Origin of the sequence: Rubripirellula obstinata (assembly GCF_001642955.1) — a bacterium.
GTDB classification, from domain to species: domain Bacteria; phylum Planctomycetota; class Planctomycetia; order Pirellulales; family Pirellulaceae; genus Rubripirellula; species Rubripirellula obstinata.
Genome location: NZ_LWSK01000167.1, coordinates 1 through 10,207, shown reverse-complemented (window position 1 = coordinate 10,207; position 10,207 = coordinate 1). Strand labels below are relative to the sequence as shown.

General features: G+C 54.6%; 6 protein-coding genes. 2 read left to right on the top strand and 4 right to left on the bottom strand.

Annotation, left to right across the window (positions count from 1 at the left end; all coding sequences use genetic code 11):
• The first annotated feature begins 244 nt into the window (after positions 1–244).
• Positions 245–1,513 carry a tetratricopeptide repeat protein gene (locus tag RC85_RS23525; protein WP_068267191.1) on the top strand — a complete coding sequence of 423 codons (1,269 nt, stop codon included), beginning with the start codon at positions 245–247 and terminating at the stop codon, positions 1,511–1,513.
• A 3-nt stretch (positions 1,514–1,516) separates the two neighbouring features.
• On the opposite strand, the gene RC85_RS23520 is transcribed toward RC85_RS23525, so the two are convergent.
• Both RC85_RS23520 and RC85_RS23510 read right to left on the bottom strand, forming a co-directional pair.
• Positions 1,517–1,837: a hypothetical protein gene (locus RC85_RS23520; protein WP_068267190.1), complete on the bottom strand. Its 321-nt coding sequence runs from the start codon at positions 1,835–1,837 to the stop codon at positions 1,517–1,519.
• Between the two features lie 622 nt (positions 1,838–2,459).
• Positions 2,460–2,783: a Rieske (2Fe-2S) protein gene (locus RC85_RS23510; RefSeq protein WP_068267188.1), complete on the bottom strand. Its 324-nt coding sequence runs from the start codon at positions 2,781–2,783 to the stop codon at positions 2,460–2,462.
• 268 nt (positions 2,784–3,051) lie between these two features.
• On the opposite strand from RC85_RS23510, the gene RC85_RS23505 reads away from it, so the two are divergent.
• Complete coding sequence (locus RC85_RS23505; protein ID WP_235033122.1) at positions 3,052–5,814, top strand: M16 family metallopeptidase; 2,763 nt, start codon at positions 3,052–3,054, stop codon at positions 5,812–5,814.
• Between the two features lie 126 nt (positions 5,815–5,940).
• On the opposite strand, the gene RC85_RS23500 is transcribed toward RC85_RS23505, so the two are convergent.
• Positions 5,941–7,578 carry an ABC transporter permease subunit gene (locus RC85_RS23500; protein WP_068267187.1) on the bottom strand — a complete coding sequence of 546 codons (1,638 nt, stop codon included), beginning with the start codon at positions 7,576–7,578 and terminating at the stop codon, positions 5,941–5,943.
• Between the two features lie 49 nt (positions 7,579–7,627).
• On the bottom strand, positions 7,628–9,769 hold the full coding sequence (locus tag RC85_RS23495; protein WP_084422969.1) for a M3 family metallopeptidase: 2,142 nt from the start codon (positions 9,767–9,769) through the stop codon (positions 7,628–7,630).
• Positions 9,770–10,207 lie beyond the last annotated feature (438 nt).

Genomic DNA, 10,207 nt, shown 5'->3' with positions numbered 1-10,207 from the left:
CGGTTTCGCGGCATAGCCGCGAAACCGAGCCAGAGAATTGGTTACAGAGAATTGGTGAGATATAGAGCTGCCATCCGGGGATTTACATCCCCGGCAAAGAGCTTCCGTCCCGCTGGGACTATTCACCAGCGTTATGATCGCGGGATGGGAGAGGTGAAACATCGTTTAGGCGACGCGAAAAGAAACCGAAAAAATTGCACGACACATTCAAGGGAGAGGTTGAAAGCCCCTTACTTCACACACCATGCATGATCCCTACGCCAAGATCCAACTGCTGATTTCGCAATCGCGTTTCGAGTTAGCCGAACGCGAGATTCGTCGTTCGTTGACCGAGGATCCCGACGACAGCCAACTGCAGGCGTTTTTGGCGATCTGTTTGCTGGTCGATAAATCTCGACTCGAAGAAGCCACCGATGCTGCAAAGAAAGCCGTCGCGGGTGCGCCGGACGAACCGTACACGCACTATGTCTTGACATTGGTCTGGGACGCGCGAGGCCAAACCGACTACGCACTCGATTCGATCGAAGAAGCGATTCGTTTGGATCCTGAAACCGCGGAATACTACGGCTTGCAGGCTCAGATGTATTTGATGAAAGGCAACTATAACGCTGCTCTCAAATCAGCCACGGCGGGTTTGTCGGTTAACCCGGAAAACATCGATTGCGGAAACCTTCGTTCGATGGCCTTGGAACGTTTGGGCCGCACCGATGAAGCGATGATTTCGTCCGCGCAAACACTGGCCCGCGATCCGGATAACGCGGGCTCTCATGCCGCGCACGGTCACACGCTGCTGAACGCGGGCCGGCACAAGGAAGCGCAAGTTGCGTTTCGCGAAGCATTGCGTCTGAACCCGTCCAACGAATTCGCTCGCGACGGCATGATGAACGCCCTGAACAGTCGCAGCATAATCTTTCGCGGCGTTTACCGTTACTACGTTTGGATCAGCCGCCTAGGCCAGAAAGCCGGCATGATGCTGATCTTTGGCGCATGGATTCTGGTCCAAGTCTTAAACAGCGTCGCTGATTCGGTACCCGCGATACGGCCGTTTGTTACACCGATCATCATCGCGTACGTGCTGTTCGCAGTCATGTCATGGGTCGCCACGCCACTGTTCAACACGTTTCTGCGTTTTCATGCCTTCGGTCGCCATCTGCTGACGCGAAAAGAATTCTGGGCGTCGAACATTTTAGCAGCTTCGCTTGGGCTGTCCGTTTTTTCGATTCTCTATTCCGCCGTCACCGGCAACTGGAGCAGCGGATTGTTGGCAGCGATGTACTGGTTTGCACTGTCAGTCCCAATCGCGGCAACTTTTTCGATGCTGACGACCAAGCGATTCGCGATCTGCGCCGCGGCAACCGTCGTCGTGACGCTGTTGCCGATCGCTGGACTGGTGCGCGGGCTGCAACTAGGCAGCGCCGAACCGTTTTACGGGTTCTTCCAGTATTTTTACTACGGCATCCTTGGCATTCAAATTGTCAGCCAAGTGATGAACGCCCGACCGGTTCGACTGTAGCGTCTACGAAACTGTGGCGGCTGCTTCGACTTGCTTTTTCGACGGACGTCGCGTTCTTCGCCGTGGCTTGGCGGCTCCCCATTCCTTCGTCAGCGATTCAAATACCTCAGGCGATTCGTAGCGGACGACCGTTTTGCCTTCTGGCATTGGTCCGATCAAGCCGCGAAACACCGGCATGCCGCGGAGTTCAAGATCGGTACTACAATCGTCTGTTCCGATTTGTTGATGCGAATCGATGATGGGATCACAACTCATATAATCGCGAATCAGAAGGTTACCGTCGGTGCCACGTGTAACGATTCGGAAGGTATCTTTTTTTGCCATGGGAGACCCGCTTTATTGGGAAGGGTTTGCAGGGGGGAGGGAGGGTTGGCGTCGTCCAGCCGTCATGGTTCAGATGCATTGGGGAGGCATCGTCGGGATCGCTGAAGGCCAGAGCTGACTGTTGCTCTGGCCAGTGCGTTGTTGAAGGACCGGTGGCAGTTCGGCAAGTGCGAAACGCGTCGTCATTGGCTGATAGAAGGGTGGTTTCTATCAGCGACGAGGGTTTCGTGGTTTCAGGACCAACTTGCAAAACCGCACCGACCCTCCAACTCGCATCAGCCACTGATCTTGTTCGCATCGTTGACGCGGATCAGTGGTTAGCAGAAGGGAGGGGGGGATTCGATCAAAGCCCGACGCTTGCGATCGAATCCCTGCTGCTACAGAAGACGTATCGTCGCGATTGAAAGCAAAGCAGTAAGAAAGCTTTGGTGCGCCCTGCGTTCTGATCTTTCCTCGCTCGCGGATCGACACCCATAAACGGCACACGTGTCGTTGCATGCTGCAAACGGTGCTAGTCGGTATAAGCTGCTCCGGTGCGCATCCGCGCCAAACGTGTGAGCCAGCATTTTGAAACGTTGACACGAATCAATGCCAACGAAACTGCAAGAAGCAATTTGCAATCTCAAGAAGTTTGCAACTGCACGACGCCATCACGCTCGCGAACCTGAAAAATTCGTTGCAGCGGTTTGCGATGAATCATTTCGATTCCGGTCGCGACTTCGTACTGCCAACCGTGCCATGGACAGGTAACGCAACCTGATTGGACGTTGCCTTCGGCGATCGGCCCGCCCTGATGAGCACACATGCCGTCAATCGCATGCAGTATTCCATCAAGGCGAAAAATCGCGATCACCTGCTGCGTGCCATCGACCGAGGCAACGACCTCGATCGCTTTGCCTTCGTCAATCGCAACGGATTCAGCGACGGTGGTCCATGATTCAGACATGATCAATCATTCCTTTGGCGTCAAAGCGAATGTGAGCCGCGACGCGTAAGCGGCCGGGCCAACGAAAATCCCCGGCCCCTGACCGCCTGCGGCCCCTGACCAACTCTGGACCCTGACCGCCAGCGGCTCACAAATAAATTGCCCATCCTAAAAATGGTGGACGAACTCGGTACAATTTAACACTGACCGACTTTCAAGACCGCCATCAAATCAATGGAGTATGACTGTGGCCTTCAACATGATTCTATCCTCGCACAAATTTCTTACGGTGAGTGCGTTGCTCGCATCGTCGATGTTTGCCTTCACGATTCGAGCGTCAGCCGACAATGCCGATGCGAATGCTTCCCAAGGAACCGCTGTGTCAGATCTACCCAAGAAAATTCGCGACATCGAGGGCATCTCGCAGTACGAACTCGAAAACGGCGTCAACGTATTGTTGTTTCCCGACGCCAGCAAGGAAACAGTCACCGTCAACATGACAATCTTTGTGGGATCGCGTCACGAAGGGTACGGCGAAGCCGGGATGGCGCACCTTTTGGAACACATGCTGTTCAAAGGCACGCCGATGCATCCGGACATTCCCAAGGTGTTGAAGGATCGTGGTGCGGGCAATTCGATGAACGGTACGACTTGGATGGATCGCACCAATTACTACGAAACTCTGCCAGCGAGCGGCGATAACTTAGAATTCGCGATTCGATTGGAAGCCGACCGCCTGGTCAACAGTAACATCAAGGGCGAAGACCTGGAAAGCGAGATGACGGTCGTCCGCAACGAATTTGAAAGAGGCGAAAATTCGCCCATCCGCGTCTTGATGCAACGGATGCAATCGGCTGCCTACGATTGGCACAACTACGGCCAATCAACGATCGGTAACCGCAGCGACATCGAACGTGTGCCAGTGGTCAAGCTGCGTCAGTTCTACAAAAAGTTCTACCGGCCCGATAACGTGATGGTGATCGTGGCGGGCAAGTTTGAACCCGAAGAAGCGTTGTCGCATTTGCAAAAGTACTTTGGGGCGCTGAAGAAACCTGATACGCCGATCGATCCCACCTACACCACCGAACCGGCCCAAGATGGTGAGCGAACGGTGACGCTGCGACGTGTCGGTGAAGTGCAATTGGTTGGCACCGCTTATCACATCCCAGCCAGCAGCCATCCCGATTTTGCCGCCGCCAAAGCACTCGTCTATATCCTGGGTGACGAACCGAGCGGACGTTTGTATCGGAAAATGGTCGAAACCAAGATCGCGTCCAACACCTACGCACTTGCCTACGCTTTCGCTGAACCTGGTTTGTTCATGTCGATCGCCGAAGTCCCCGTGGACGCGCCGTTGGACGTGGCCGAGAGCACGTTGCTGGAATTGATGGAGCAATCGTTCGCCGAAGAACCCATCACGGAAAAGGAACTCAACCGCGCCGTTCAGCAAATCTTGAAGGCTCGTGAATTGGAATCCGCCGACACCGGCAAACTTGCCGTTTCGCTTAGCGACTGGGCCGCACAAGGCGACTGGCGATTGTATTTCCTGTTCCGCGACGCAATCGAAGCCTTGACGGTCGAAGACGTCCAACGCGTTGCCGAAAAGTACTTCACGCAAAACAACCGCACGCTGGGCCGATTCTTGCCGAGCGAAGAATCCGTGCGAGCGACCATTCCGGAAGCTCCGGATTTGCGTTCGGTCTTGAAGGATTACAAAGGACGCGAAGCGATGGCGGCCGGCGAAGTGTTCGAGCCGCTGCCGATGGCGATTGAAGAGCGTACCGAGCGTGGCACGTTAGTCGGCGGGATCGAATACGCCCTGATGCCCAAGAAAACTCGCGGCGAGACGGTGTCCATGTTGCTGACGCTGCGTTTTGGAACCGGCGACACGCTAAAAGACAAGATCGGAGCTGTTGAATTGATGGGCATGCTGATGTCTCGCGGTACCGACAAACTGGACTACACCGAACTGCAAGACGAACTGACCCGTTTGCGAGCGGAATTGTCGATCAATTCGACGATCGGGCTGCTGCAATTGCGAGTCAAAACGAAACGTGAATTTCTACCCGAAGTCATCTCACTGGTCGGCGACGTGATCCGCAATCCTCGTTTCGACGCCGAAGAGCTGGCGGTCATAAAGCGGCAAATTGTGACCAGCTTGCAGAAAAGCACGACCGAACCGCAGGCCCTGGCTCCGCGTGAAGTCAACCGGATCCTGTCGCCCTACCAACCAGACGATATCCGTTACGTCAAAACGATCGACGAAGAGATTGCGATGTACGAAGCAGTCGCAGTCGATCAGATTGAATCACTGCACGATGATTTCCTGAGCAACCAGAAAGGCGAACTGGCGATGGTCGGTGACTTCGATCTGGAGGAAACCAAGCAGTTGATTAAGGAGCAATTGTCTGACTTCGATACCGAGATTGCTTACGTGCGTGTTGATCGAAATCCGCATCCAGAGATTGACGGTCAGACCGCTTTGATCGAAACGCCAGACAAGGCGAACGCGTTCATGTTTAGCAGCCAGCAATACGCGTTGGCCGACGACAGTCCCGAATACGCCTCGCTGGTTTTGGGCAATTACATTCTCGGCGGCGGTTCGCTGAGCAGTCGCTTGGGGAACCGAGTTCGGCAACAGGAAGGTTTGTCCTACACCGTTCGCAGCAGTGTTTCGCCGCGAACCAAAGACAACCGAGTCGATTTCATTCTTTATGCGATCACCAATCCGGGCAACAAAGACCGGTTGATGGAAGTGATGATGGAAGAAATCGAGTTGATCCGAGACAAGGGCATCACGGCGGAGGAACTGTCCGAAGCCAAGACTGCTTACTTGCAAGCCGCCAAAGTCCGCCGTTCCAGCGACGCTGCGATGGCAGGCGAGTTGCTAAGTTCGATGTTCAACGAACGAACGATGGCCTACCACGTCAAGCACGAAGAACAGATTCAAGCCGCAACCGTCGAATCGGTCAACGCCGCGATCCAAAAGTACATCGTGCCCGACAAATTGGTGGTCGCAATCGCCGGTGATTTCGCCAACGCAGCCGAGTAGTGGCGAGATCGACGTCGAAGCCGTAGGCCGGAACAAGGCTTTGCGCAGTTCCGGCAATTGCATTGGATTGCCGGAACTGCGCAAAGCCTTGTTCCGGCCTACGTTTACTCGTCCTACTTTTACTTTTTACTCGGACAGCCCGCGGCGTGCTTTCAATCGCAACACCATTGCTGCGACGCACCCGGAAACCAGGAAAAGGCTGAAGACGAAGTAACCAACGACGATTTGCAGGTTCCCTGGATTGGCCAAGGCCTCATCGGCCGATCGGCTGAGGTTTTGGTCGAGCGGGATCGCAAACAACGCGGAAAAGGGGCTGCTGAATCCAAACCATTGACCGATTGCGATCGAGTCGGGTTGGAAGTTTAGAATCTGCATCAACGAGACGATCGATGGCGGGACGACGTAAAGCAGCAGCAGGATCACATAGGTACTCATCAAGGCGATCGACGTTTTCCTTGCAAAAAGCGAACACGCCTGGGCAACCGTCGCGTTGACCAGACAAACCATCACGACGACTGCGAAAAACAGGATCACGGCGATCCAATTGGTCCAAAAACTGGAATTCAGTGCGGTGCCCAGTAGCAGCGGCCACAATAAAAAACCGGTCAACACGGCTGAAATGCGAAACCCGACGACAAACTTGCCCCATAGAATTTGCCAAGGCGTCAAAGTCGTCGTCAGCAATAGATCAAGCGTTTGTCGTTCCCGTTCGCTGGTCATGCTGCCCGCCAAAAAGACGGGGCCGACCAGCATGTTGAACACGATCACGTAAACCGAGAACCAGGCACAGCGCTCGATCTGCCAAAACAGGAAGACTCCCATCAACGGAATCGCCAGCAGCATGCTGATCTGAATTACTAGCCTTAGCATCAGAGTGCCCTGGCTGAAAATCTCGCTGTGCAGTTCTTTGTCGTAGACGGGATTGGTTCCGTCCAGCATCAGTTCTTTCTTCTTTGGCGGAGCGAACAATCGATCGGGAAACTGGTCCGGCTGGATCACCAAACCGACGGCTTGTTCGGCTTCGCGTTCCAAATCGACCACTTCCTTGCCTTCGCTGCCCATGTCGGGCGGATACAGCATCCGACCGGCCGCCGCAGCACACATCAAAATCACCGCGGACAAAAAGAAGGCGGGCACGATCAACAGCGCCACCTTCAACCGCAACTCACCATCGCCTTCCAGCGCCCGCCACGTCATCACGCTGCCCATCACCATCGGCAAGATGATCAGATAGCTAACAACCAGTGAACTACTGGTCCGCGAAAAATAGCTGCTGCAAAAAACTCCGATCGCCCCAAACAGAATCACTGAAACGATCAAACCCAAGTACGCCGCCAAGACCTCATAGACGCTGACACCGCCCAGCGGCAAGCACAACACGATGATCGGCAGCGATGCCAGGATCAGCATGCCCAGGTGTGTCAGCGAGGCAACCATCTTGCCGATCACGATCGCGGCCGGCCGCAGTGGACTGGCAAGCAGCATCTCGAACGTCCGCCGTTCTTTCTCGCCCGTGATCGTTCCCGCCGCAAAACTGGGAGCCATCAACGATGCGATGACATACTGCCCCAGAAAGAACAGGTTGACCAGCTTCTTGGCCGACGGAGGACTGACGGTCAAATCCAATCGTTCATCGGTCGGCCAAGCCAGCAAGACAACCGCGGCCAACAAAACTTGATAGACCGCCAATAACAGAAAAGCCCGCCGAGTACGCAGGTTGACCAGCAACTCGCGTTGCAAGACGGGATTTTCAAAGAGGTACATTCAAACCAATTGTCATCGAGGGCGAGCGAAGATGTAGACCGTTTCAGATTCAGTCGATCGGAAAGCCGCGTTTTCTCAACAACGCCTTCGTATCGACATCGCGACCTCGGAAATTGCGGAATCCGTCGGCCGGGTCGATCGTATCACCGACGCTCATCACGTTTTCGTACAGACTCTTGGTCACTTCTGGATCAAAGAAACTGCCCGCTTCCTCAAACCGTTCGGCTGCATCCGCCGTCAAAGCATCGGCCCATAGGTAGCTGTAGTAACCGGCGGAATACGAATCGCTGCTAAAGATGTGTGAAAACTGTGGCGTTCGGTGACGCATCGGAATCTCCGATGGCATCCCTAGTTCTACCAGCGTTTCTCGTTCGAACTTGTCCGGGTCAATGTCGGCGTCACCGGCCAAGTGCAGCTTCATGTCGATCAACGCACTGGCCAGATACTCGGTCGTTCCGAAGCCCTGATTGAACGTTGCCGCCTTTTCGATCTTCGCGATCAAATCCTTCGGCATCGGTTCGCCTGTTTCGTAATGCAGGCAGAATTTGGACAGCACTTCGGGTGTTGACAGCCAATGCTCGTTGACCTGCGACGGAAATTCGACGTAATCGCGAGCCACGTTCGTGCCCGACTGTGAACGGTATTTCACATCCGAACACAGACTATGCAACGCGTGTCCGAATTCGTGAAACAACGTCGTCGCATCGTCCCAAGAAATCAATGTCACTTCGCCTTCACCGGCTTTGACAAAGTTTGAATTGTTGGAAACGATCGGACGAACCTCGCCATCCAGTTTGTTTTGCTCGCGATAGTCGGTCATCCAAGCACCGCTACGTTTGCCTTCGCGAGCGTACGGATCCAAATACCACAGCCCCACAAACTTGCCGTCGCGTCCGGTGACTTCCCAAACCGTCACGTCAGGATGGAAAACGGGAATGCCAGACAACTGTTCAAACTGCATGCCATACAATTCGCCCGCGCACCACATCATCCCTTCGGTTAGCTTGTCGAGTTGCAGGTACGGTTTAACTTCGGCCAGATCCAAGTCGTACTTTGCTTTACGAACCTTTTCGGCGTAGTAGCGATAATCCCAGGGTTCGATGGTCAAATCGGCACCCTCTTCATCCGCAATCGCCTGCATATCGGCGACCTCTTCACGGACTCGGGCAACCGCCTTGGGCCACACCTTCAACATCAAATCCATCGCAGCCGACGGATCCTTGGCCATCGTGGGTTCCATTCGCCAATGGGCATGAGTTTCATAGCCAAGTAGTTTGGCACGAGCGGCACGCAGTTTCAGGATTTCTGAAATGATCGCGTTGTTGTCGTGCTTATCCCCGTTGTCGCCTCGGCTGTAATAGTTTCGCCAGACCTTTTCACGTAGCGGTCGGTTGGCCGAGTAGGTCAAAAACGGATCCATCGACGAACGCGTATTGGTGATCGCCCACTTGCCATTCTTTTCGTCGCGTTCGACTGCGGCACTTCGCATCGCGTCAATCAAACTGTCGGACAAACCAGCCAATTCAGCCTCGTCATCGATCCAGGTCACGTAACCTTTTTCATCTTCCAATACGTTTTGACTGAAATCAGTGAACAGTCGAGCGAGTCGTGTGTTGATCTGGGACAGTCGAATTTTCTGGCTGCCGTCCAGCTTGGCACCCTGGCGAACAAACGTTTCGTGCAAGTCTTTTGCCAATCGCTTTTGAGCCAGCGAGAACGTGCCGTCGGTCATCGCGTCACTGGTGGCGATGGCTTCGATTCGAGCGAACAGTTTGCTGTTTTGGTAAGTCCGGTCTTCGTGTTCGGACAACTTTGGCACGACCGACTTTTCGATGTCAGGCAGCGGCCCGAGATTCAGGTTGGATGAATGCACAAAGAAGATGGATTGCAACCGTTGTAAATCTTCGCCAGCCCGTTCGAGTGATTCAATCGTGTTTTCAAAAGTCGCCGGTTCAGTTTGGTTGGCGATGGCTTCGATGTCCGCGTCGGCTCGTGCGATCGCGACATCAAAAGCGTCCACAAATTCAGCGGTCCTCACCAAAGTCCAGGGCGGAACTCCGCCGCGAGGTCCGGTCCAGGGCGATAGCAGGGGTGAATCAGCGATGGCTGGTGATTCCTTCGAATGCGAGGGCGTGGCGTGAAAAGTAAGCAGCGAAGCCAAAACGGCAACGAACGTAAGTTTCTTTTTCATCAAACAGGTTCCACAGAGAGAACTGGATCATCAACAGTCCAAAGTCTATCCGCAAAAGAAGTTTTGATCACCTACGCAGCGCGATGTCCGAAAAGCGGTAGTGAGCCCCTGGCCTTAAGGCCTCGGGATGGCGGCAGGCCCGACCGCTTACTACGCGAACGTCGGGCTTACAAACGCCATGAATGCTGAGAAAATCAGCCGATCTAGCCGCGGAGCGGTGAAAGCTCAGTGCCGGGTGCTGCGCCCACCGCCATGAAGAGTTTTCGTCCCGGAAAACACGGTTTGGAACATGCGACTTTTAATAGTCGCCTTTCGCTCGGGACGTCGCATCAGTTACTGCGCAATAGGCCCGGAGGGCCGGCAGCTCCCTGCCGGGTGCGCGAGCACCCGGATGGCGGCCCCACATCAATTCTCTGGCTCGGTTTCGCGGCGTAGCCG

Bases quoted from the DNA above. Each gene is read 5' to 3' on its own strand.
- RC85_RS23525 (WP_068267191.1), top strand. From the start codon at position 245: ATGCATGATCCCTACGCCAAGATCCAACTGCTGATTTCGCAATCGCGT.
- RC85_RS23520 (WP_068267190.1), bottom strand. From the start codon at position 1,837: ATGGCAAAAAAAGATACCTTCCGAATCGTTACACGTGGCACCGACGGT.
- RC85_RS23510 (WP_068267188.1), bottom strand. From the start codon at position 2,783: ATGTCTGAATCATGGACCACCGTCGCTGAATCCGTTGCGATTGACGAA.
- RC85_RS23500 (WP_068267187.1), bottom strand. From the start codon at position 7,578: ATGTACCTCTTTGAAAATCCCGTCTTGCAACGCGAGTTGCTGGTCAAC.
- RC85_RS23495 (WP_084422969.1), bottom strand. From the start codon at position 9,769: ATGAAAAAGAAACTTACGTTCGTTGCCGTTTTGGCTTCGCTGCTTACT.